This window comes from Silvimonas iriomotensis (assembly GCF_014645535.1).
Classification (GTDB): domain Bacteria; phylum Pseudomonadota; class Gammaproteobacteria; order Burkholderiales; family Chitinibacteraceae; genus Silvimonas; species Silvimonas iriomotensis.
In genome coordinates this window covers 208,007-229,319 of the sequence record NZ_BMLX01000002.1, presented here as the reverse complement: position 1 = coordinate 229,319, position 21,313 = coordinate 208,007, and the positions used below count along the sequence as shown (strand labels likewise).

Genomic DNA, 21,313 nt, shown 5'->3' with positions numbered 1-21,313 from the left:
CCCGGATAGAATGGCGAAATGCAAAATCAGTCACGTTCCAGTGCTACCCGCCAGTTGTTGCTTGATGCAACACGCAAGCTCCTGATCGAACAGGGATATGCCCGGTTGGGCGAGGCGCGTGTCTGCGAGCACGCGGGGGTAACGCGAGGCGCTTTGCGTTACCACTTTCCGGAAGGATTGCTGGATCTTTTGCCAGTGCTACTGGCCGAGATTGTCGAGATTGAAGTCGCCAAGATTGATTCAACCGGCGTGACCAGCCCGCGTGAGCGCATTTATCTGGGGCTGTTTGCGTTTGCGGGCGGCCATACGCAGACTGACTCGCTGGCGCTGCTGGAATTGTGGATGGCGGCGCGCGGCGACAGCCGTCTGGGCGAGCGGCTTAACCCGATCTTGCACAGGATGGACGAGCGTATTTTCCGGCTGGAACCCGGGCAGGAGCTGGAGCCCGATCTGCTGGCCTGCCGCTTGTTGCTGCACGGCGCCAGCCTGCATATTTTCAGCGGGGATTTTGACCGCGCCAAACTGGCGGCGGCCATGCAATGGGTGATGAGCAAATGGCCGTTGCCAGAAGGCCTGCGTGAGCGCTTTGCCCGCCGGCCGGGCGATCTGGCTTAAGCCTCAGGCTGGCCGGTGCCGGGCCGGGCGGAAATAGCCGGTATCGGCGTAGAAAGCGTCATCTTGCTGAGGCCACCAGCCAGGCACACCCAGATACGGTAGCGGCGGTAACTGGCGCGGCGTTTGCAGTTCATCGGCATCCAGGCCCCGGGCCAGATGCTCATCCAGCCAGGCCCAGCGCGCGGCATCGGGCAGGCTGAACCAGTCTGGCGTGACTTCAACCGGCCAGCATTTGCCAGTCAGGCCGGGAAACGGGTCCAGCAAGGCTTCCAGATTGGCATGGCCAAAACAGACTGCTGCAATCTCGTGCTGCCATTGCGCGCGATGGGTGACGAACAGATCACGCCATTGATGCTGCCGCAGCAGGTCGATCAACGCCGGGTTGCAGTACGGCACAATCAGCCCACATTCATCAAACAGCGTCGCGGCATCGCGCACCGGGCCGCGCTGGCCTTTGGCACTCTGGCCCATCTGCCGGTAATGCAGGGCATTGAGCGCAGCTTTGGTGCGCGGAAAACGCAGCCAGATCAGGGCATTGAAGAGGTCGTGCCAGTTCTCGCTACGGGTGGCCACGCGGCCGCGCAGATGGATTTCGGTTTCGTAGTAATCGGTCAGCGATTCAGACGGCACAAAGCTTACCTGCTGACCGGACCGGGTCGCGGGGCGATCAGGCAGCGCGGCCCACGCCGGGTGATCCGGAAACTGCGCAAACCCGGATAGCCACTGTTGCACCGGCGAGAGTGCCGGATGAGCAAACTGCGGGTGCGGCCAGCAGGGCGCCAGTGCGCCAATCGCTGCGCGGGTCAGGGCAGTCGCCCCATATCCAGGCGGCCTTCGGCCAGCGTGCGGGCACCGTCTGCAGCCAGCGCTTTCACGGTCAGATAATAGTGGTTGCCCTTCACGCAGGGCGCGCTGTAGATGCTGCCATCGCGCGCGCCCAGAGATTTGAGGCCGGCCGGCAACGGGCCCTGCGCCGGCACGCTGGGAATCTGCGCGCTGCCCGCGCCTTTGGCTGCAACGTATTGCAAGCGGCCCATGCCACCGTTATCCAGCCCGCCACGCTCTGAGAACTCCACCTGCAAAAAGGCCGTGCCGGCCGGCAGGTCAAACACGTTCAGGCCCGGGGTGGCGGCAGAGCCACCCAGTCTGGCGCATTGCTGGCCGGGCGGCACGCTGGCGCCATTCCACAACGGGCTGGTAAAGCGCACGGTCAGGGCGCCGGTATCGGCCTGCGCCAGAGGCAGGACGGCACAGCTAGCGACTAACAACAGCGTGGTGATCAGTGGTTTCATGAGCCGGATGACATCTTTGCAAGGGCAACCATTCTAGCCCAATGCCATGATGCGGGAAGGGCACCATGTCACACGGGCGCGGCCTCCGTATAATGGGCCTCACACGCTTATCGTGACTACTAACAAGACGCTCATGTCCGCGCATGTGATCTCTCCGCCGCAAAGCGGCACCAGCCCGCAAACCTGGTATGACTCGGTTCGTCATCAGCCCGGCTTTATTGAAGACGCCGCCCAGACCGCGGCCATTGGCCGGCTGGAGCAGTTGTATCAGGAACTGGTGGAGTTCAAACGCAAACGCCACCGCTTGTTTGGCAAAACCCTGCTGCCGCAACCCCAGGTGCCGCGAGGCGTGTGGTTCTGGGGCGGGGTGGGGCGCGGTAAAAGCTTTTTGATGGATGCCTTTTTTGCCGGGTTGCCCTATACCCGCAAAAAACGCATCCACTTTCACCAGTTCATGCAGGATGTCCAGCGCGAACTGGCCACGCTCAAAAGCGAGACCGACCCGCTAGTCAAAGTGGCAGAGAAAATCGCCCGCAGCGTGCGCGTACTGTGTTTTGACGAGTTTCATGTCTCTGACATTGCTGATGCCATGATCCTGGGGCGGCTGCTGGAAAACCTGTTCCAGCGCGGCGTGGTGCTGATCGCCACCTCCAACTACCCGCCCGACGGGCTTTACCCCAACGGGCTGCAGCGCATCAATTTCCTGCCCACCATTGAGCTCATCAAGAAACAGCTGGATGTGTTCAACCTGGATGGCGGTCAGGATCACCGCTTGCGCGCCTTGTCTGCGGCGCGCACCTATATCACCCCGGTCACGCCGGAGGTGGATGCAGAACTCGATACCCTGTTTACCCAGGTGGCCACGGGCCCGGATCAGGCCAGAACCATCACGGTGGCCGGGCGCAATATCAGCTGTCGCAGGCGCGCGCCGGGCGTGGTGTGGTTTGATTTCTTCAAGATTTGCGGCGATCAGCGCGGCCAGGCCGATTACCTGGATATCGCCCGCAAGTATCACACCGTCATTGTCAGCGGCATTCCGGCGCTGGAAGCGCGTCAGGCCTCAGAAGCGCGGCGGTTTACCTGGCTGGTAGATGTATTCTATGACCACCGCGTCAAACTGATCATCTCTGCTGATGTACCGGCCGAAGCGCTGTATGTGGATGGCGTGCAATCGAGCGAGTTTTTCCGCACCGTCAGCCGGCTGACTGAAATGCAGACGCTGGAATATCTGGCCTTGCCGCATCAACCCATCCTGGAATCGCTGGCCGGTTTGGTAGAGACCTGAAACCGACTACACGATACTGCCAGCCCTGACAGGGTCCGGTTGTCGGTTTGCCACAGCAGCGCACAAACAAAAAGCCCCGGCATGCGGGGCTTTTGTCTTTTTGGCAACTGCTTGCCTTGTCAAGCAACCGCTCAGGCAGCGGTCTTGCGTGAGGCCGATTTGACGGCTTCAGCGGTCGCATTGGTCGCTGCCTTGACCGAGGCATCGGTAAATTCTGCGACTTGCTTGGCCGCTTTGGTCAGGCTGTCGACGGCCGCAGCGGTGGCTTGTGCGGTGGATTTGACCGCAGCCACTGCCACATCGGCGCCGGCCGGTGCAGACTTGGCCACGCGATCCAGACCGCTGACCAGTTCCTTGTTAAAGGCAATGGCGCGTTCTTCGTACAGTCTGGAGAGTTCGCTTTGCGCTTGCGAAGCAATTTCAAAAATCGCGCGCGAGAACGTCGTTGCTTGTTCTACACTGGATTCAATGAGCTTCTGACGCAGCGAGACGGCTTCCTGGGCATCTTTCACGGACAAGAGGGCACGGGCGTTTTTCACGTTCTCTTCCAGTGCCGTGCGGGTGGCTTCCACCTGCACTTTGAACAGACGCTCAGTGCTATCGAGAGACAGCCGCGCGAAACGCAGCGTGGTTTCGATCTGACTGGTCGCCAGTTCTGCGAACTGTTGCTGGGCTTGGGACATGATTCACTCCTGAATGATCCATCGGTGGTCGTGTGCAGGCGCTGTATATAAGAAATACGTGAATACCGGAACTTGCTTCAATCAACCATGATGCGCCGCACCATTGATTTTATTGTGGAATTCCCAAAGCGCAATGTCAAACACTTTTTGTGCACTGCAACATGACCGGTTGCGCAGCCGATAAACGGGCGCTACTCTTGGCAGCATTTTCGTAATATTGCGAAAATCACTACAACCCGCAGTCACCTTATCAGGGGAAATGCATGAGTGTTGAAAAACGGGTGATCAAGAAATATCCGAACCGGCGGCTCTACGACACCGCTACCAGCTGTTACATCACGCTGGCTGACGTCAAACAACTGGTACTGGAACAGATCGATGTTCAGGTGCTGGATGCCAAGACGGGCGAAGACATTACGCGTAGCGTGCTGTTGCAGATCATTCTGGAAGAGGAATCGGGTGGTATCCCGATGTTCTCTTACGACGTGCTCACCCAGATCATCCGCTTCTATGGCCATGCCATGCAGGGCGTGATGGGCAACTATCTGGAAAAGAACATGCAGTTGTTCACCGAGATGCAGACGCGCCTGCAAGACCAGGCCAAGGCGTCGCTCGGCGGCGAAAACCCCATGCTCAACCCCAATATCTGGGGCGATTTCATGAAGTTCCAGGGCCCGGCACTGCAAAGCATGATGGGCAAGTATCTGGAAAGCAGCACGGCGCTATTTGTCGATATGCAACAACAGTTGCAAGACCGCGCCAAGCATCTGTTTACCGGCTTTGGTATGCCAGGTTATGGCCGGGACGGCGCCAAGCCCGATCCCAATGAACCAGAGCCTTCCTCGCCGCCTGCCAGCGACGAGCCGCCGGAAAGTCCGGCACCCAAGCGCCGTACGACGCAGAAATAAACCATTGATCTAAAAATTGATTTAAAATACTCGGTTGTCCATGCGGGCGTGTTGTGGGAGCCCCTGAACAAATCCTTCCTGGCCACGTGCCAGCGCAATGACTTGTTCAGGTGCCTGACAACATGCCCGCTCTGTTTTGGTTCAAGGCTGACGCCACCTGGCCGCAGCCTGCTGGAGAGTAAGAATGTCTGCTGCTGCGCCCAAGGTTGGGTTTGTTTCGCTGGGCTGTCCCAAGGCCCTCGTGGATTCCGAACAGATCCTGACCCAGTTGCGGGCCGAGGGTTACCTGATTTCCGCCTCGTACGACGACGCCGATATGGTGGTCGTCAACACCTGTGGTTTTATTGATTCCGCCGTGCAAGAGTCGCTTGATGCGATTGGCGAAGCGCTGGCCGAAAACGGCAAGGTGATTGTCACCGGCTGTCTGGGCGCCAAGGGCGACGGCGATCTGATCCGCGACGTGCACCCGAAAGTGCTGGCCGTGACCGGCCCGCACGCCAAGGATGAGGTGATGGAGCAGATCCACGTGCATCTGCCCAAACCGCATGATCCGTTTGTGGATCTGGTGCCTGCCGCCGGGATCAAGCTCACACCCAAGCACTACGCCTACCTGAAGATTTCCGAAGGCTGTAACCACCGTTGCACCTTCTGCATCATCCCGTCCATGCGCGGTGATCTGGTCAGCCGCCCGGTGCACGAAGTCCTGCGCGAGGCCGAGAACCTGGCCAAGGCCGGCGTGAAAGAACTCTTGATCATTTCGCAAGACACCAGCGCTTATGGCGTGGATGTGAAATACAAGACCGGTTTCCACAATGGCCGTCCGGTGAAAACCCGCATGACCGAACTGGTGGAAGAACTGGGCCGTCAGGGCATCTGGACGCGTCTGCACTATGTGTACCCGTACCCGCACGTGGATGAAGTCATCCCGCTGATGGCCGAAGGCAAGGTGCTGCCGTACCTGGATATCCCGTTCCAGCACGCCAACCAGCGCATTCTGAAACTGATGAAGCGCCCGGCCAGTTCTGCCAACGTGCTCGAACGCATCAAGGCCTGGCGTGCCATTTGCCCGGATCTGGTGATCCGCTCGACCTTCATTGTCGGCTTCCCGGGTGAAACCGAAGCCGAATTCCAGGAATTGCTGGATTTCCTGGATGAAGCGCAGCTTGATCGCGTGGGCTGTTTTACCTATTCGCCGGTCGATGGCGCCACCGCCAACGACCTGCCGGATCACGTGCCGGCCGATGTGGCAGAAGAGCGCAAACAGCGTTTCATGGAAAAGCAGGCCGCCATCTCTGCCAGTCGCCTGGCCGCCAAAGTGGGCCGCGAGTTCACCGTGCTGGTTGACGAGATCGATGAAGAAGGCGCAGTGGCCCGTACCTATGGCGACGCCCCGGAAATTGACGGCCTGGTGTATTTCGAACCGGCTGCCGACGTCAAACCGGGCGACTTTGTAAAAGTACGCATTACCGATTCGGACGAACACGACCTCTGGGCCGAGCAAGTCGGGATGTGAGGCGCAAGGCGAGAGGAGTGAGGCGACATCTTGTGCCATCGCTCCTCACGCGGTCATCTGCCTGGTTTTACACCTCACCCCTTACACCTCACGCCGCACAAAAATGGATACCTCATTCGAACGCCGCTTCGGCGGCATTGCCCGCTTGTATGGCACCGCCGCGCTGGAACGCTTCCGGCGCGCGCATGTGTGCGTGATCGGTATTGGCGGCGTCGGCACGTGGGTGGTTGAGGCGCTGGCGCGTTCCGGCATCGGCCAGTTGACGCTGATTGATCTGGACGACATTTGTGTTTCCAACACCAACCGCCAGTTGCCCGCCATGTCTGGCCTGTTTGGCCAGATGAAAGTGGCGGCCATGAAAGAGCGCGTGCTGGCGATCAACCCGGAGTGTGTCGTCAACGCCATTGAAGACTTTGTGGCTGACGATAATCTGGAAGCCATGCTGGGCCAGGGTTATGACTACGTGGTTGACGCTATCGACAGCGTGAAAACCAAAGCCGCGATCATTCACTGGTGCCGTCGCCGCAAGATTCCGCTGATGGTGACGGGCGGCGCTGGCGGCCAGACCGACCCGACGCAGATCAAGATTGATGATCTGTCGCGCACCACGCAAGACCCGCTGGCGGCCAAAGTGCGCAACATCCTGCGCCGCGATTACGGCTTTCCCAAACCAGGCAAGAAGTTTGGCGTGGACTGCGTGTATTCCACCGAGGCCCTGGTGTACCCGCAGGCCGATGGCAGTGTGTGTGGCACCAAACCGCAAACCGGTGACAGCCCGGTGCGGCTCGATTGCGAGGGTGGCTTTGGCGCGGTGACGCCGGTGACCGGGACGTTCGGCTTTATCGCCGCGTCACGCGTGCTGCGCAAGCTGGCTGATTCCGCCATGAAATAACCGGTCTCACTTCCAACAAAAAACCGCTCTGCTACGAGCGGTTTTTTGTTGGGGCCAATTTTAGCGGGGTGGTAACTCGGTACCTGGCGTGGTTTGCAGCAGCGAGGGCGTGCTAGTGTCTGCCGTCTGTTTGACCGGTTTGCCACACTGGTGGCAGAACGGGAAAAACGCGAAATTGCGCCCGCCACAACCGCAGACGCGGAACAACTCCAGCCCGCAATGAATGCAGAAACTGGCCTGGTCGCCGGCCAGATTCCACGGTTTGTCGCACGATGGGCAAATCTTTTTCTGGTATGAACTGATGGCCTTTTCGTACACCACGGTGCGGGCGCGTTCAGTCTGACTTTGCTGCATTTCCAGCCGCTTGCGTTCTACATAGCGCTGGAATGCCCGCAGCATGTACACGCCGGCAAACACGGTGAGGATGATCCCGACCACCACGCGGATATACCCGCCAAAGCTGGGCAAATACGGCACCAGTTCAACAAAGAACGCCGTCAGCGCAAACAGCCCGAAGCCATACACAAACGGCCAGTAGCGGTGCTTGCGGAACTTGATGAACAGCCAGATGGCCAGCAACAGCAAGGGCAGGGTGAACGCCAGCCGCCAGAAAAAGATGCGCAGATCATATTTCTGCAAAGCCTGGTTGTACGATTTCTCGCCCTGATCCAGCAATACACCCAACTGCCCCTGCACCTGGATTTGCTGCTTGTCTACACCACGCAACTGATCGGCCAGTTGATCGCTCTGGCGCTGCCAGTTATTGACCCCGGCCTGCAAGGCATCCAGCGCATGGGTGCGGTTGAGCACCTCCGGGTCCTGGCTGCTGTTGCCGGTGGCCTGGCGTGTGGCCAGCCAGTTGCGGAACGTCTGGTTGGCGGCGTTGTATTCATCGTGCGAGCGGGAGAGGGCGGTATCGACCGTTTCTTTTTTGTCGGCCAGCGCTGCCTTTTGCCGTTCCAGCTCTTTTTGCTGTTGTTCCAGCCGCGCACGCGTTGCCTGGTCGATGAACGCCTCTTGTTGCGGCGGCCCGCCAGCCGGGGCGTAAAACAGATCGCCCATGATCAGATTGCCCAGGGTATTGAGCAGCCCGGCAAAGACCAGCGCAACAATCCACGAGGCAATGCGCAACAAGCGTTCGGGGCGGGAGTGAGCTTGCGAAGTGGCCATCCGGTAGTCCTTGATCGCGACAAAGATCACGCATCATTACATGCCACGCAGGCCTGTGCATGGAGATGGCGCAGCATTCAGGCATCACCCAACAAAAAACCGCCGTAAAGGCGGTTTTTTGTGATGCAGATGCACGCAGCAGTTAATGGCGTTTCGGTTGCGGCGCCAGTGCCAGCACCACCCCCAGCACGCACAACGCGGCAACGTAATGGGCGGGCGCCTGTTTGTCGTAAACCAGCCAGGCGCTGATGGCCACCGGGGTCAGCCCGCCAAAAATGGCATAGGCCACGTTATAGGCAAAAGACACGCCAGAGAACCGCAGCGCGGCCGGGAAGGAGCGCACCATCAGATACGGCACCACACCCACAACGCCGACAAAAAAGCCGGTGATGGCGTAGTTCAGCATCAGCGTGCCTGGCGCCACCGGCTGGCTGAAATAAAAGTTATAGCTGCTGATCAGCAGGCCAATGCTGCCAATGGCCAGCGTGAGGCGACCGCCGAACTTGTCTGCGCAGGCGCCAAAGACCACGCAGCCCAGCGTCAGGCATAGCGTTGCCAGGCTGTTGGCCTGCAACGACAAGGCCGGGGCGATGCCCTGGACTTTTTGCAGCCACGTGGGCGTGAACAGGATGACCACCACAATGGCTGCGGACAGCACCCAGGTCAGCAGCATGGCCTGGAGGGTACCGGCCAGATGGTTGCGCACCGTTGCCGCCACCGGCAGCCCTTCAGACAAGGCCTTGCGCTGATGCAGTTCCTTGAAAATGGGCGTTTCTTCCAGGAAGCGGCGCAGATAGACCGCAAACAGGCCAAACAGGCCGCCCAGAATGAACGGAATACGCCAGGCGAAGCTGACCACTTCTTCCTTGCTGTAATGGGTGTTGATGAAGGTGGCAATCAGCGCGCCCAGCAAGATGCCAAAGGTCAGGCCGGCCGTCAGCGAACCCACCGCCAGACCAGTGCGGTTGTGCGGCACATGTTCAGAGACAAACACCCAGGCGCCGGGCACTTCGCCACCAATGGCTGCGCCTTGCATCACCCGCAGGATCAGCAACAGTACCGGCGCAAACACGCCCAGCGTGGCGTAGGTCGGCAACAGGCCCATGAACAGCGTGGGCAGTGCCATCAGGAAAATGGACAGCGTAAACATGCGCTTGCGGCCCAGCTTGTCGCCGTAATGCGCAATGATGATGCCGCCCAGCGGGCGGGCAAGATACCCCGCGGCAAAGATGCCAAAGGTTTGCAGCAACTTGAGCCAGTCTGGCAGGCCGGGCGGGAAAAACAGGGTGCCGATCACGGCGGCAAAAAAGACGTACACCACGAAGTCGTAAAACTCCAGGGCGCCGCCCAGGGCGGAGAGCGTCAGGGTCTGCACGTCGCGCCGGTTAAGCGGGCGGTGCGCAGCAGACCAGGTCAAAGAATCCGTGCTGGTGTTCATGTTGTTGTCGGTCATGGGCTGAAATCACAAAAGGGCGCACGGGCAAGTGTGCGCAGCAGAGCCGCTGTGACGTGGTGAGGACAGCATGCAAATCACAAGGCCTCGATCAGCTTTGCAATTTTCGCCGTAAACCGTGCGCCGGTTGGCGTGAGGCAGACAGGGCAGGGGCAGCGGATCACGCTGCCGGGGCCGCTTGGGGCGATCAGCTTTTTTATCAGTTTGTGGCCTGTCGAGGCAAGCAGCAGATGCGTTTTTAAGGTTATGGCATAGCGCGGCGCCTGCCATCCGGGGGCCGGCGGTGCCGTCCGGACGACCATCTGCGCCATACCCGCCGCGACCGGCTTGCTTGTACGTATAATCGCCCGCACGAAAACCATGGGGTTTTCCAACGCACACAAGGACCTGCGGACAGCAGTATGCGTAAATCCTGGATGATTGTGCTGCTGGCGCTGTTCTGGGCGCCGGTTGCGCTGGCACGTGAAACCATTACCTGGGTCATTTTTGACTGGCCGCCGGTGTTTATCCTGCAAGACCGCAGCAGTGAGTCAGTGCAGCAACTGGGCGACGGCATTGGCGATCAGCTGATCAAGATGCTGATCCAGCGGCTGCCCCAGTATCAGCACCGCGTGGTGGTGATGACGCCCAAGCGGGCTTTTGCACAAATGAAACAGGGCGACAATCTGTGCGTGCCCTCGACCTTGCGCAATCCGGAACGTGAGGGCATGGCGTTGTTTACCCCGGCGCTGATCACCATGCCGATCCAGCTGGTGACCCGTGAAGACCTGTTGCAAACACACCCGGACTGGCGTGACGGGGTGGATCTGGAAACACTGGCGGCAGATCGCTCGCTGGTGGGCGGTTATGAGGGCACGCGCTCCTACGGCCCGATGATCGACAAGGTGCTGGCCTCGCCCGCCAATACCGGGCTGCATGCGGTCTTGGGCGGTGATCCGAACAGTCTTTACCAGATGCTGTCGCTCAAGCGTATTGATTACACCCTGGAGTACCCGCAGATCGTGGCCTGGCTGACCGAGCGCAAGCAGTTGCCGGCGGGCATTGCCGTGGTGCCGCTGCGCCAGCCTGATCCGTGGCTGCTGGGCAATGTGGCCTGTACCAGAAATGCCTGGGGCGGCAAGGTGATCCACGATGTCGACGAGGCCGTGAAGGAAGCCGCCAGACAGCCGTCGTACCGGGATCTGATGACACGCTGGACGCCGCTGCATTTGCGTGAAGCGCAGCGCCGCGAACTGGACCGCTTTTTGCACGACCGCGCCACCCACAATTACGTGCAGTAAGCGCAACAGAGATATGAAAAAAGGCAGCCATGGCTGCCTTTTTTGCTGACTGCGGGCCGCTTAACCCAGCGCAGCATTGAGCTTGTCGCGATCCAGTTCTTTTTCCCAGTGCGACACCACGATCGCCGCCACGCCGTTCCCGACGATATTGGTCAGCGCGCGCGCTTCAGACATGAAGCGGTCCACCCCCAGAATCAGCGCCAGACCCACCACCGGAATGCTCGGCACCACGGCCAGGGTGGCGGCCAGGGTAATGAAACCGGCCCCGGTTACGCCAGACGCGCCTTTGGAGGTCAGCATGGCGACGATCAGGATCGACAACTCTTGCCCCAGCGACAGATCAATATTCATGGCCTGTGCCACAAACAGCGCCGCCAGTGTCAGATAGATATTGGTGCCATCCAGATTGAAGCTGTAGCCGGCCGGGACCACGAGGCCTACCACCGGCTTGCTGCAACCGGCGTCTTCCATTTTCTTCATCAATTGCACCAGCGCGCTTTCAGATGAAGACGTACCCAGCACCAGCAGCAGTTCCTGGCGGATGTAACGAAGGTACTTGAGGATGCTGAAACCGGTCATGCGGGCCACAGCGCCCAGCACGATCAGCACAAACAGGATACAGGTCAGATAGAAGCAGCCCATCAGGCTGGCCAGCGGCAGCAGCGCTTTCAGGCCGTATTTGCCGATGGTGAAGGCCATGGCGCCACCCGCGCCCAGCGGGGCCAGCCACATGATGCTGCGGACCATGCCAAAGAAAATATCCGACAAGCCTTCGACAAACTTCAGGACCGGCGTGCCTTTTTCACCGATCTTGTTCAGCGCAAAGGCAAACAGGATGGCAATCAGCAGCACCTGCAAGAGATCGCCCGAGCCGGCAAACGCATCAGAAAAAGTCTTGGGAATGATATGCAGGATGAAATCGGCCACGTGCTGTTCGTGCGCCTTGGCGGCGTACTCGGCGGTCAGTTTCGGGTCCAGCGAGGCGGGGTCAACGTTGAAACCCTTGCCTGGCTTGAGCAGGTTGGCGACCAGCAAACCAATGGCGAGAGCAAAGGTGGACACCACTTCAAAATACAACAGCGCCTTGCCACCCACGCGCCCGACCTTTTTCAGATCACCGGCGTTGGCAATGCCCAGTACCACGGTGCAGAAAATCACCGGGCCGATCAGCATCTTGATCAGCGCGATAAATCCGTCGCCCAGTGGCTTGAGGGCCACGCCCGTCGCCGGGTCAACATAACCCAGGATGCCGCCCGCAACGATGGCGACCAGCACCCAGAAATACAGTGTCTTGTGCATGCGTTTCATACAGTGTCTCCCCTTCGATTCTTATGTTCTGACCGGCTGGTACGAGACCGGGCAATTTGTTGCAGTGCGGCAAAATGCGTTATGTCTCAAGGTGTTGCCGCGCAACGCTGAACTAATCTAGAGCGCGGCAGGACCAGCGTCGACCAGGGGATTCCGCGTCCGGTGTATACCTTACGGTGCGCGCTTGCGGATTGACGCCAGGCCGCTTGAGTTCTAGCCTGAACCTCCTCGTACCCGTCATCGCAGGCAATTCATCATGGCAAAACCAGAGACCCCGGCACACAGCGGTGTGCGTGTAGACAAGTGGCTGTGGGCCGCGCGCTTTTACAAAACGCGCTCGCTGGCCACGGATGCGGTCGAGGCCGGGCACGTGCATCTCAACGGCCAGCGCCCCAAACCCGCGCGGGAGATCAAGCCTGGCGATCTGTTGCGGGTGCATACCGAGCACGGCGAGTTTGAGGTGAAAGTCAGCGCCCTGAGCGACAAACGCGGCCCGGCCGAAGCCGCACGCGCCCTGTATGAAGAAACGCCAGAGAGCATGGAGAAACGCGAGCGGGTGGCAGAAGCCGACCGGCTGGCACCGCGCTTTGAGCATCCGCAGGTCAAAGGCCGCCCGACCAAGAAATTCCGTCGGCAGATGAACCAGTTCGAACGCGGCTGATCTGCCGCCAGGAGCACCCCGATGAGCCAGTTCCGCAGCGAAACCGATTCCATGGGCGCCATCAATGTGGCGCAAGACCGCTACTGGGGGGCGCAAACGCAGCGCTCGGTAGGCAATTTTCCGATCGGGGTGGCGCGCTTCAAATGGCAACGGCCCGTCATCCGGGCGCTGGGTATCCTGAAAAAAGCGGCAGCGCAGGCCAATGCGCAACTAGGTGAACTGCCCAAAGACGTGGCCGAACGCATTGTCAGTGCGGCTGACGAAGTCATTGCCGGCAAGCTGGATGATCACTTCCCGCTGGTTGTGTTCCAGACAGGGTCAGGCACGCAGTCGAACATGAATGCCAACGAGGTGATCTCCAACCGGGCCATCCAGCTGGCGGGCGGGCAGATGGGCAGCAAGACGCCAGTGCACCCCAACGATCACGTCAACCGCGGGCAGTCGTCCAACGACACCTTTCCGACCGCCATGCATATCGCGGTGGTCGAGGAATTGCAGCAGCGCTTGTTCCCGGCCATGGCCACCTTGCGCACCACGCTGGCGGGCAAGGCCGGCGCGTATGCCGGCATCGTCAAAACCGGGCGCACGCATTTGCAGGATGCCACGCCCATTACCCTGGGCCAGGAGATCGGCGCCTGGGTAGCGCAGCTGGATTTCGGGATCGAGGCCGTGCGGGCCACGCTGCCAGGTTTGTATGATCTGGCGATTGGTGGCACCGCCGTCGGCACCGGGCTGAACGCCCACCCCCAGTTTGGCGACAAGGCCGCAGCCAGGATCGCCACCATTACCGGTTACCCGTTTCGCGCTGCGTCCAACAAGTTCTTTGCCTTGTCTGCACATGATGCGCTGGTGCAAACCTCCGCCGCACTGCGCACGCTGTCGGGCGGGCTGATGAAAATGGCCAACGACGTGCGCTGGCTGGCCAGCGGCCCACGCTGCGGCATTGGCGAGTTGCGGATTCCGGAGAACGAACCCGGTTCATCCATCATGCCGGGCAAGGTGAACCCCACCCAGTGCGAGGCCATGACCATGGTCTGCGTGCAGGTCTTCGGCAACGACGCCGCCGTGGCCTTTGCCGGCACCCAGGGCAATTTCCAGCTCAATGTGTACAAGCCGGTGATGGTGCACAACGTACTGGAAAGCATCGCGCTGATCAGCGATGCCGTGCTGGCGTTCAATGACCATTGCGCGGTGGGGATTGAGCCTGATCTGGCGGTGATTGAATCCAACCTTGCCAAAAACCTGATGCTGGTGACGGCGCTGAATCGGCATATCGGCTATGACAAGGCGGCAAAGATTGCCAAGAAGGCGCATCACGAAGGGCTGACACTGAAAGCGGCGGCGCTGGAACTGGGGTTTCTGACGGAAGAAGAATTTGCGCAGTGGGTGGTGCCGCTGGAGATGACAAAGCCGCTGGCTTGATATTGCGATTGTTTGGGCCCCTGGATTGCTTGACAACCGGTGAGTGCCTGACGGCGCTGTCGGAGGGGCCTTGCGGCAAAAGCGACGGCACCCTCCAAAAAGACAACGGCAAGCACAACCCTCAACTGCCAAGAACGACCTGGTTACGCCACCACTTCATCCTTCCTGCGAAGGCAGGCATCCAGCCGGCCACCGCAAGTGGCCTTTCCGGCAATCCGTCTGCAGCGCCCGCGCCCAAATAAAAAACGGCAGCCGTAGCTGCCGTTTTTTTTCAGCACCACCAGCCAGTTACTTGGCCGCAGCGCCGCCAACAATTTCCAGCACTTCCCACTTGCCACCCTTGACGGTGTAAATGGTGATCGCGCCGTTCTTGATGTCACCCTTTTCGTCAAAGGTGATCGGGCCGGTCACGCCCTGATAGTCGATCTTGGCCAGTTCCGGCAGGTACTTGGCCGGTTCGGTAGAGCCGGCTTTCTTCATGGCTTCGACCATCACCTTCACCGCGTCATAGCAGTACGGTGCATACAGCTGCACTTCCTGGCCGAAGGTCTTCTTGAACTTGTCCAGGAATTCCTTGCCGCCCGGCAGTTGATCCTTCGGCTGGCCCGGGGAGGACGACACCATGCCTTCAGAGTCATCACCCGCCAGCTTGATCAGTTCCGGCGTTTGCGTACCGTCGCCGCCCATGACCTTGGCAGAGATACCCAGCTTGTGGGCTTGCTTCTTCAGCGGAGCGGCTTGTGCGTCCATGCCACCGTAGAAGATCAGGTCAGGCTTGGTGCCCTTGATCGAGGTCAGGATGGCGTTGAAGTCGGTTTCCTGGTTGGTGGTGAATTCGCGCTTCACAATGTCGCCACCGGCGGCCTTGGCGGCTTTCTCGAATTCATCAGCCAGGCCCTGACCGTAAGCGGTGCGGTCATCAACAATGGCGATCTTCTTGGCGCCCAGCTTTTGTACGGCATATTCGCCCAGCACCTTGCCTTGTTGCGCGTCGTTAGCCATCACGCGGAAGGCGGTCTTGAAGCCCTGGGCGGTGTAGGCCACGGCGGTGGCGGACGGGGAGATCTGCGGAATACCGGCATCAGAGTAAATCTTGGAAGCCGGGATGGTCGTGCCAGAGTTCAAGTGGCCGATCACGCCGACGACTTTTTCATCGACAAAGCGCTGGGCGACGGTGGTCGCGGTTTTCGGGTCGGCCTGGTCATCTTCGGAATCCATCTCGAACTTGACCTTCTTGCCGCCGATGTCTGCGCCGCCTGCGGCGTTGATTTCGTCGATGGCCAGCTTCACGCCGTCTTCGTTGTCCTTGCCCAGGTGAGCAATATTGCCGGTCAGCGGTGCAGCGTGACCAATCTTGACGGTAACAGTGTCACCAGAAGCGCCGCCAGCAGCGGCGGTCGCGGATGCTGCCGGTGCCGAAGCCGCAGCGTCCGATTGTGCCGGCTCCTGCTTGCCACATGCAGCCAGGCCCAGTACGGCCGCGGCAATCAGGGTGTAACGCGCGATGGTCATATCCAGATCCTCTCAGGATGATTGCGAATTGTTCGTCAGAATGTGGGGGTGAGCGGGCGGCCAGTCCGGATCCGCTTGCGCTTTTATTCCGGTGTTGGCATGGCGTCAGCCCAGTGTTTTGTAGAGCACTGGTGATCGTTATGCCAAAGCTACGGTGATTGATAATGAAGATGCGCCTTTCTGACTGTCAAATGCCCGGACCTGGTCATTGATGAAGGGTGGTTTCTATGCAACAAGCGATGAATGGTTGTGCATTGATGCGGTGCACAGCCTGGTTGCCAGCCGCAAACATGCCTCAAAATGGCTCTGCGCCTTGTTTTTACAACTGTTTGTTCTCGGCAAACGAATAACTCTGGCTGCCTGCAATCACGAAATGATCCAGCAGCCGCACATCAATCAGCTGCAGCGCGTCGCGTAAGGTGTGTGTGAGTTTGATATCTGCCGCAGAAGGTTCGGCGCGGCCAGAAGGGTGGTTGTGCGCCACGATGATGGCGCAGGCGTGGTGCTGCAAGGCCTGGCGGGCGACTTCCTGCGGGTAGACCTGGGTCTGGTTGACGCTGCCGTGCGAGAGTTCAACGCACGCCAGCACACGGTGGCCGGCGTCGAGCAGCAGTGCTACAAAACACTCGACCGGCCGGTTGCGCAGCCACAGCGTCAGATAGTCACGCACCGATTGCGGGCTGGTCAGCGCGTTGCTGACGCGGAGGTCTTCGTGCAGCGCCCGCCGGGCCATTTCCAGCACGGCCTGCAGTTGCGCGTACTTGGCATCGCCCATACCTGCTATGTGTGAAAAGGCGGCACGCGGCGCGCTGAACACGCCATTGAGCGAACCGAAATGGTTGAGCAACAGACGCGCCAGATCCACCGCCGAATAACCGACGATCCCCACACGCAGGAAAATGGCGAGCAATTCGGCATCGGACAGCGCATCAGCGCCGCGTGCCAGCAGTTTCTCGCGCGGGCGTTCGGCAGCAGGCCAGTCGTGTATGGACATGGGGACTCCGGCAACGGTGACAAGCGCCATACCCTGTTACACTTCTGGCCCATCAGCAATCTGGAAAACAGTCAGGTTTGCCATGAAACAAACAAAGAAACGGATCGTGCTGGGCGTGACCGGCGGCGTTGCGGCCTACAAGGCGGCAGAGCTGACGCGCCTGATGATCAAGGCCGGTTGGGACGTCCAGGTGGTGCTGACCCAGGCGGGCGCGGCGTTTGTCACGCCGGTCACGTTCCAGGCGCTCTCCGGCAACCCGGTCTTTACCGACCAGTGGGACGGGCGCATTGACAACAACATGCCGCACATTGACCTGACCCGTGGCGCCGACGCCATCCTCGTCGCGCCGGCTACGGCCGACATGCTGGCCAAAGTGGCGCACGGCCTGTGCGATGACCTGTTGTCCACGCTGATTGCCGCGCGTGATTGCCCGTTGTTGATGGCGCCGGCCATGAACAAACAGATGTGGGAAAACAAACCCAACCAGCGCAATGTGGCGCAACTGAAAGAAGACGGCGTCACCATCCTGGGGCCGGATGCCGGCGACCAGGCCTGCGGCGAAGTCGGCATGGGCCGCATGCTGGAACCCGAAGCCATCATGCAGGCGCTGGAAGCCTTCTTTCAGCCCAAACTACTGCGTGGCAAGCGCGTGCTGATTACCGCGGGCGCTACCTTTGAACGCATCGATGCGGTGCGCGGCATTACCAATACCAGTTCCGGCAAGATGGGTTTTGCCGTGGCCCGCGCCGCGGCAGAAGCCGGGGCCGAGGTCACGCTGGTGGCGGGCGATACCGTACTGCCCACGCCGGCCGGTTGCCAGCGCATCAACGTCAAAAGCGCGCAGCAAATGCTGGAGTCCGTCGAACTGGCTGTACCGGCCAGCGACATTTTCATCAGCGTGGCGGCGGTGGCTGACTATCATGTGGTCAACCCGGCTGAACACAAGATCAAGAAAGACGCGACCACCATGACGCTGGAACTGGCGGCCAATCCGGATATCCTGGCGCGTGTTGCCAGCCGGGCGGATGCGCCGTTCTGTGTCGGTTTCGCGGCGGAATCAGAAAAACTGCTGGAATACGCCGAGGCCAAACGCAAACGCAAACATTTGCCGCTGCTGGTGGCCAACCTGGTGCAACAAGCCATGGGCGCGGACGATAACGAAGTGATCTTGCTGGACGATGCTGGCCAGCACCGCCTGGCGCGCGCACCCAAGCTGGATATCGCTCGCCAGTTGATCGCCCACGTGGCCGATCTGTATCAACAACAACATAAACCTGCCAAACAAGCTTGAGGGGAAGCCAACAATGAGCACGCTCGATATCAAAATTCTGGACCAGCGCCTGAAAGACAACCTGCCGGCCTATGCCACGCCGGGTTCTGCCGGGCTGGACCTGCGGGCGTGCCTTGATGCACCGCTGGAACTGGCGCCGGGCGCGACCGCGCTGGTGCCGTCCGGCATGGCCATTCACCTGGCCGACCCCAAACTGGCGGCGATGATCATTCCGCGTTCGGGCCTGGGCCACAAGCATGGCATCGTGCTGGGCAACCTGGTGGGGCTGATTGATTCAGATTACCAGGGCCAGGTGTTTGTCTCGGTCTGGAACCGCGGCAATCACTCGTTCACCATCCAGCCGCTGGAGCGCATTGCGCAACTGGTGGTGGTGCCGGTGGTGCAGGTTGAACTCAATATCGTTGAGTCGTTTGAAGAGAGTTCCCGCGGGGAAGGCGGGTTTGGCAGTACCGGGAAGGCCTGATGGTTTGAGCCAGCCGGCGCGTTATGTGCGCGCCGGGCCGTAATCCAGTCCGGCCGCCATGGGTGGCCGTGCTGGTCAAGGGCTGGCCGCACAGGCAGCCCGGTTTCTTCACGCAGCGGTATGCCCCTGCCGCAGTGCCTCGTAGTCCAGATGCAAGTCCTGCAATAACCAGCGCATCTGCTCCAGACTTTCTATCCATAACTCTGCGACTGCCGCGCCGTTGTTGTTCCGTGCGGCGTGTTCCAGCGCTTGCATGCGTTGCATATTGCCTGCAGCGGCGATGGTGCCGCAGGCGCCTTTGATGGCGTGGGCTTCGTGCAGCACGGTCGCCAGGTCCTCTGCGGCCGCCGCGCTTTCCAGTACGTGCAGGCGGGCCGGAACGTCCGCCAGAAATACACCCAGCAGCTCCGTCAGCAAGGCGGCATCGCCAGCGACCATATCCAGCGCTGCGGCACGGGAGTATTCAGAAAGGCCGGTCATGTATAAGTGCTCGCAGTGGACGGTTGATGTGTCAGCGCCTGCAGCAAGGTCTGGGCTGCGGTGCCGGCACGGGCGAGGGCGCTGGCGCGCTGTTCCTGCCAGTATAAGGTCAGTGCGGGGGAAAACGCGTTGCCGTAATGGGCAGCCAGGACATCCAGATCGTGCAGGTGGCCCAGCGCCTCTTGTGCCGGTTTGGCGCTGCCGGCCAGCTGGTGCCAGCGCCGGGGCAGCCAGGCGGCCAGGTGCTCGTGCAGATAACGCAGTTTCTTGATGGTGATGCGCGCATCGTGCCAGCGTTCGGGCTCGGTTTGCGGTGTCAGCAATTGCAGTTGTTCCACAGACTGATGACGCAGTTTGCTGGCGGTGCGGCGGATGCGTTTTTGCAGCCGGGTCTTGCCGGGCATCAAGGCACGTAGCAGCAAGGGCAGGCGGCGCATGGTTTTGTCGAAACCCTTGAGCCGCATGACGCGCGGGGCGGCATCCGGCGGCGGGGCGTTGTCGTTGATGCTGGCAATGAGCGGCGAGGTCAGATCAGTCGGCCAGTCGGCAATCAGGCCCAGCAAGGCATCGCGATCACGCAAGGCGTTGGTGGCATTGCCGGCCGCTTTCATGTGCACCAGCGTGCGTTCCAGCGGCGGGCTGCGTTTCAGGGCAAACAGCTGGATACGCAAACTGCGCAGGCCAATACGGAACTGGTGCAGTGCGGATTCGTCCGGTTTTTTGCGCAAACGGCGGTGCAGTTTTTCCAGGTGCTGTGCAGCCTGACTTTGCTGATGGAACCATTGCTTGCGTTTGCCCAAAGCCTGTCTCCTTTCAGGTCTGGCAACCGGCGGTACCGGCCGGTCAGGGTGTGGTCACGCGCAACCAGGCTTCGACAATGGGTTGCGCGGCACTGAGCGATTCAACCACCGGCACGCCCAGCGCCATGGTTTCAGCCGTGGGCGGGCGCAGGTCCGGCACCATGATGGCGCGGCAACCGGCGCTGTGCGCAGCGGCAATACCGAAATTGGAATCCTCGAACGCCACGCACTCGGCCGGCTGGCGCCCCAGGCCGGTTGCCGCCTTGATATAGATATCCGGCGCGGGCTTGGGGTGTTCGATTTCATCGCCGCAAACGGCAAATTCAAAATACGGCCACAGTCCGGCCGCTTGCAGATGATGCGATGCCACGCTGCGGCGCGACGACGTCGCCACGGCGCAGGGCACACCGCGCTCACGCAGCCAGTCCAGCAGGGCAATCACGCCGGGGCGGTGCGGAATCGCTTTGGCTGTGGCTTCAAGATAGCAGGCGTGGGTTGCATCTATCAGTTGCTGGACCGGGGCGTCCGGGCCGAGTTCTGCCAGCAGGTACGCCGGCACTTTGCTCATGTGCATGCCGACCATGCCGTAGGGCACCTGATCATGCATTTGCAGTTGGAGTTCGCGGGCAGCGCTGGCCCAGCAATCGATGGCGATGCGTTCGGTGTCCAGCATCAAGCCGTCCATATCGAAAATGGCGGCCTGCAGGGGAGGAAAAGACATGACGTAAATGTTTGATTTGATTACCATGTAAGTCTACCCGATCCACCCCTTTGCGGACAGCGTACAATGTTGTCTGTTCTGTGCTGACTCTCGTTTTCTTGCTGCCACCGTGAAATCCCGCTCCGTTCCAGATCAAGCCAGCGCCTGCCCCTGCGGCCGCCCGAAAAACTATGACCACTGCTGCGGCGTGTTCCATGCCGGCACGCCGGCGCCCACGCCCGAAGACCTGATGCGTTCACGCTATACGGCGTATGTAATGCAGCAGGGCCCTTATCTGCTGCAAACCTGGGCCAGCGCGACGCGCCCGGAGCACATGGACTTTGCCGAAGATGGAGGCATCAAGTGGCTGGGGCTGGAGATCAAGCGCGCCAGCATGGAAGGGGAGAGTGGCATCGTCGAGTTCGTTGCCCGCTATAAAGTCGGTGGACGCGCCCACCGCATGCATGAAACCAGCCGCTTCATCCGGGACGCAGATGGCCGCTGGTATTACCTGGATGGTGACGTCGACGGCCAGTGAGCCTGCCGCACAGCAAGTGTTAACGGGCGCAAAATGGTCCGTTTTTATGTAGT

23 protein-coding genes are annotated in these 21,313 nt (G+C 60.4%); 11 read left to right on the top strand and 12 right to left on the bottom strand.

The window, feature by feature from the left end; all coding sequences use genetic code 11:
• The first annotated feature begins 18 nt into the window (after positions 1-18).
• Positions 19-615: a TetR/AcrR family transcriptional regulator gene (locus IEX57_RS07530; RefSeq protein ID WP_188703674.1), complete on the top strand. Its 597-nt coding sequence runs from the start codon at positions 19-21 to the stop codon at positions 613-615.
• A gap of 3 nt (positions 616-618) precedes the next feature.
• Here IEX57_RS07530 and IEX57_RS07525 read toward each other — a convergent pair whose 3' ends face one another.
• The gene (locus IEX57_RS07525) at positions 619-1,347 is read right to left on the bottom strand and encodes a DUF3025 domain-containing protein (RefSeq protein WP_188703673.1); all 729 of its coding nucleotides are present in this window, start codon (positions 1,345-1,347) and stop codon (positions 619-621) included.
• Between the two features lie 71 nt (positions 1,348-1,418).
• A complete protein-coding gene (locus IEX57_RS07520; protein ID WP_188703672.1) occupies positions 1,419-1,907 on the bottom strand; it encodes a hypothetical protein in 489 nt (162 codons plus the stop codon).
• A gap of 133 nt (positions 1,908-2,040) precedes the next feature.
• Between IEX57_RS07520 and zapE the strand changes: the two genes are divergently transcribed.
• Positions 2,041-3,192: a cell division protein ZapE gene (zapE, locus tag IEX57_RS07515; protein WP_188703671.1), complete on the top strand. Its 1,152-nt coding sequence runs from the start codon at positions 2,041-2,043 to the stop codon at positions 3,190-3,192.
• A 131-nt stretch (positions 3,193-3,323) separates the two neighbouring features.
• Here the strand turns inward: zapE and IEX57_RS07510 are convergent, their stop codons facing one another.
• Entirely contained in the window at positions 3,324-3,875 is a 552-nt protein-coding gene (locus IEX57_RS07510; RefSeq protein ID WP_188703670.1) for a phasin family protein, read from the bottom strand.
• 263 nt (positions 3,876-4,138) lie between these two features.
• On the opposite strand from IEX57_RS07510, the gene phaR reads away from it, so the two are divergent.
• The 3 genes from phaR (at position 4,139) to tcdA (ending at position 7,188) form a co-directional block, all read left to right on the top strand.
• Positions 4,139-4,783 carry a polyhydroxyalkanoate synthesis repressor PhaR gene (phaR, locus tag IEX57_RS07505; protein ID WP_188693224.1) on the top strand — a complete coding sequence of 215 codons (645 nt, stop codon included), beginning with the start codon at positions 4,139-4,141 and terminating at the stop codon, positions 4,781-4,783.
• A 184-nt stretch (positions 4,784-4,967) separates the two neighbouring features.
• Positions 4,968-6,296: a 30S ribosomal protein S12 methylthiotransferase RimO gene (gene rimO / locus IEX57_RS07500; protein WP_188703669.1), complete on the top strand. Its 1,329-nt coding sequence runs from the start codon at positions 4,968-4,970 to the stop codon at positions 6,294-6,296.
• Positions 6,297-6,399: 103 nt separating this feature from the next.
• Complete coding sequence (gene tcdA, locus IEX57_RS07495; protein ID WP_188703668.1) at positions 6,400-7,188, top strand: tRNA cyclic N6-threonylcarbamoyladenosine(37) synthase TcdA; 789 nt, start codon at positions 6,400-6,402, stop codon at positions 7,186-7,188.
• Positions 7,189-7,248: 60 nt separating this feature from the next.
• Here the strand turns inward: tcdA and IEX57_RS07490 are convergent, their stop codons facing one another.
• The 3 genes from IEX57_RS07490 to IEX57_RS07480 form a co-directional block, all read right to left on the bottom strand.
• The gene (locus tag IEX57_RS07490) at positions 7,249-8,358 is read right to left on the bottom strand and encodes a zinc ribbon domain-containing protein (RefSeq protein WP_188703667.1); all 1,110 of its coding nucleotides are present in this window, start codon (positions 8,356-8,358) and stop codon (positions 7,249-7,251) included.
• A 142-nt stretch (positions 8,359-8,500) separates the two neighbouring features.
• The gene (locus IEX57_RS07485; RefSeq protein WP_229708909.1) at positions 8,501-9,811 is read right to left on the bottom strand and encodes an MFS transporter; all 1,311 of its coding nucleotides are present in this window, start codon (positions 9,809-9,811) and stop codon (positions 8,501-8,503) included.
• A gap of 77 nt (positions 9,812-9,888) precedes the next feature.
• Positions 9,889-10,173 carry a hypothetical protein gene (locus IEX57_RS07480; protein ID WP_188703666.1) on the bottom strand — a complete coding sequence of 95 codons (285 nt, stop codon included), beginning with the start codon at positions 10,171-10,173 and terminating at the stop codon, positions 9,889-9,891.
• Positions 10,174-10,212: 39 nt separating this feature from the next.
• Here IEX57_RS07480 and IEX57_RS07475 point away from each other — a divergent pair, with 39 nt between their 5' ends.
• Complete coding sequence (locus tag IEX57_RS07475) at positions 10,213-11,091, top strand: TIGR02285 family protein (protein ID WP_188703665.1); 879 nt, start codon at positions 10,213-10,215, stop codon at positions 11,089-11,091.
• Positions 11,092-11,151: 60 nt separating this feature from the next.
• Here IEX57_RS07475 and IEX57_RS07470 read toward each other — a convergent pair whose 3' ends face one another.
• A complete protein-coding gene (locus IEX57_RS07470) occupies positions 11,152-12,399 on the bottom strand; it encodes a dicarboxylate/amino acid:cation symporter (protein ID WP_188703664.1) in 1,248 nt (415 codons plus the stop codon).
• A 256-nt stretch (positions 12,400-12,655) separates the two neighbouring features.
• Here IEX57_RS07470 and IEX57_RS07465 point away from each other — a divergent pair, with 256 nt between their 5' ends.
• Both IEX57_RS07465 and fumC read left to right on the top strand, forming a co-directional pair.
• On the top strand, positions 12,656-13,060 hold the full coding sequence (locus IEX57_RS07465) for an RNA-binding S4 domain-containing protein (protein WP_188703663.1): 405 nt from the start codon (positions 12,656-12,658) through the stop codon (positions 13,058-13,060).
• Between the two features lie 21 nt (positions 13,061-13,081).
• Positions 13,082-14,482 carry a class II fumarate hydratase gene (gene fumC, locus IEX57_RS07460; protein ID WP_188703662.1) on the top strand — a complete coding sequence of 467 codons (1,401 nt, stop codon included), beginning with the start codon at positions 13,082-13,084 and terminating at the stop codon, positions 14,480-14,482.
• A 288-nt stretch (positions 14,483-14,770) separates the two neighbouring features.
• Here the strand turns inward: fumC and IEX57_RS07455 are convergent, their stop codons facing one another.
• The gene (locus IEX57_RS07455; protein WP_188703661.1) at positions 14,771-15,994 is read right to left on the bottom strand and encodes a branched-chain amino acid ABC transporter substrate-binding protein; all 1,224 of its coding nucleotides are present in this window, start codon (positions 15,992-15,994) and stop codon (positions 14,771-14,773) included.
• Between the two features lie 319 nt (positions 15,995-16,313).
• Entirely contained in the window at positions 16,314-16,988 is a 675-nt protein-coding gene (radC, locus tag IEX57_RS07450; protein WP_188703660.1) for a RadC family protein, read from the bottom strand.
• An 82-nt stretch (positions 16,989-17,070) separates the two neighbouring features.
• Here radC and coaBC point away from each other — a divergent pair, with 82 nt between their 5' ends.
• Together coaBC and dut are read left to right on the top strand one after the other, a co-directional pair.
• Complete coding sequence (gene coaBC, locus IEX57_RS07445) at positions 17,071-18,279, top strand: bifunctional phosphopantothenoylcysteine decarboxylase/phosphopantothenate--cysteine ligase CoaBC (protein ID WP_188703659.1); 1,209 nt, start codon at positions 17,071-17,073, stop codon at positions 18,277-18,279.
• Positions 18,280-18,292: 13 nt separating this feature from the next.
• Positions 18,293-18,742, top strand: a complete 450-nt coding sequence (gene dut / locus IEX57_RS07440; protein WP_188703658.1) for a dUTP diphosphatase — start codon at positions 18,293-18,295, stop codon at positions 18,740-18,742.
• 108 nt (positions 18,743-18,850) lie between these two features.
• Here dut and IEX57_RS07435 read toward each other — a convergent pair whose 3' ends face one another.
• The 3 genes from IEX57_RS07435 to IEX57_RS07425 are packed head-to-tail and all read right to left on the bottom strand — an operon-like array spanning position 18,851 to position 20,743.
• Entirely contained in the window at positions 18,851-19,222 is a 372-nt protein-coding gene (locus IEX57_RS07435; protein WP_188703657.1) for an Hpt domain-containing protein, read from the bottom strand.
• Complete coding sequence (locus tag IEX57_RS07430) at positions 19,219-20,022, bottom strand: CHAD domain-containing protein (protein WP_188703656.1); 804 nt, start codon at positions 20,020-20,022, stop codon at positions 19,219-19,221. The genes IEX57_RS07435 and IEX57_RS07430 overlap by 4 nt, the downstream gene beginning before the upstream one ends.
• A 43-nt stretch (positions 20,023-20,065) precedes the next feature.
• Complete coding sequence (locus IEX57_RS07425; RefSeq protein ID WP_188703655.1) at positions 20,066-20,743, bottom strand: HAD family hydrolase; 678 nt, start codon at positions 20,741-20,743, stop codon at positions 20,066-20,068.
• 109 nt (positions 20,744-20,852) lie between these two features.
• Between IEX57_RS07425 and IEX57_RS07420 the strand changes: the two genes are divergently transcribed.
• Entirely contained in the window at positions 20,853-21,260 is a 408-nt protein-coding gene (locus IEX57_RS07420) for a YchJ family protein (protein WP_229708908.1), read from the top strand.
• Positions 21,261-21,313: the final 53 nt, after the last annotated feature.

What these genes read in the sequence shown, in the direction of transcription:
- IEX57_RS07510 (WP_188703670.1), bottom strand. Translation starts at nt 3,875, where the DNA reads ATGTCCCAAGCCCAGCAACAGTTCGCAGAACTGGCGACCAGTCAGATC.
- IEX57_RS07475 (WP_188703665.1), top strand. Translation starts at nt 10,213, where the DNA reads ATGCGTAAATCCTGGATGATTGTGCTGCTGGCGCTGTTCTGGGCGCCG.
- zapE (WP_188703671.1), top strand. Translation starts at nt 2,041, where the DNA reads ATGTCCGCGCATGTGATCTCTCCGCCGCAAAGCGGCACCAGCCCGCAA.
- IEX57_RS07455 (WP_188703661.1), bottom strand. Translation starts at nt 15,994, where the DNA reads ATGACCATCGCGCGTTACACCCTGATTGCCGCGGCCGTACTGGGCCTG.
- tcdA (WP_188703668.1), top strand. Translation starts at nt 6,400, where the DNA reads ATGGATACCTCATTCGAACGCCGCTTCGGCGGCATTGCCCGCTTGTAT.
- fumC (WP_188703662.1), top strand. Translation starts at nt 13,082, where the DNA reads ATGAGCCAGTTCCGCAGCGAAACCGATTCCATGGGCGCCATCAATGTG.
- IEX57_RS07480 (WP_188703666.1), bottom strand. Translation starts at nt 10,173, where the DNA reads ATGGTTTTCGTGCGGGCGATTATACGTACAAGCAAGCCGGTCGCGGCG.
- IEX57_RS07530 (WP_188703674.1), top strand. Translation starts at nt 19, where the DNA reads ATGCAAAATCAGTCACGTTCCAGTGCTACCCGCCAGTTGTTGCTTGAT.
- IEX57_RS07490 (WP_188703667.1), bottom strand. Translation starts at nt 8,358, where the DNA reads ATGGCCACTTCGCAAGCTCACTCCCGCCCCGAACGCTTGTTGCGCATT.
- radC (WP_188703660.1), bottom strand. Translation starts at nt 16,988, where the DNA reads ATGTCCATACACGACTGGCCTGCTGCCGAACGCCCGCGCGAGAAACTG.
- IEX57_RS07425 (WP_188703655.1), bottom strand. Translation starts at nt 20,743, where the DNA reads ATGTCTTTTCCTCCCCTGCAGGCCGCCATTTTCGATATGGACGGCTTG.
- IEX57_RS07465 (WP_188703663.1), top strand. Translation starts at nt 12,656, where the DNA reads ATGGCAAAACCAGAGACCCCGGCACACAGCGGTGTGCGTGTAGACAAG.
- coaBC (WP_188703659.1), top strand. Translation starts at nt 17,071, where the DNA reads ATGAAACAAACAAAGAAACGGATCGTGCTGGGCGTGACCGGCGGCGTT.
- dut (WP_188703658.1), top strand. Translation starts at nt 18,293, where the DNA reads ATGAGCACGCTCGATATCAAAATTCTGGACCAGCGCCTGAAAGACAAC.
- IEX57_RS07485 (WP_229708909.1), bottom strand. Translation starts at nt 9,811, where the DNA reads ATGACCGACAACAACATGAACACCAGCACGGATTCTTTGACCTGGTCT.
- IEX57_RS07520 (WP_188703672.1), bottom strand. Translation starts at nt 1,907, where the DNA reads ATGAAACCACTGATCACCACGCTGTTGTTAGTCGCTAGCTGTGCCGTC.
- phaR (WP_188693224.1), top strand. Translation starts at nt 4,139, where the DNA reads ATGAGTGTTGAAAAACGGGTGATCAAGAAATATCCGAACCGGCGGCTC.
- IEX57_RS07435 (WP_188703657.1), bottom strand. Translation starts at nt 19,222, where the DNA reads ATGACCGGCCTTTCTGAATACTCCCGTGCCGCAGCGCTGGATATGGTC.
- IEX57_RS07470 (WP_188703664.1), bottom strand. Translation starts at nt 12,399, where the DNA reads ATGAAACGCATGCACAAGACACTGTATTTCTGGGTGCTGGTCGCCATC.
- rimO (WP_188703669.1), top strand. Translation starts at nt 4,968, where the DNA reads ATGTCTGCTGCTGCGCCCAAGGTTGGGTTTGTTTCGCTGGGCTGTCCC.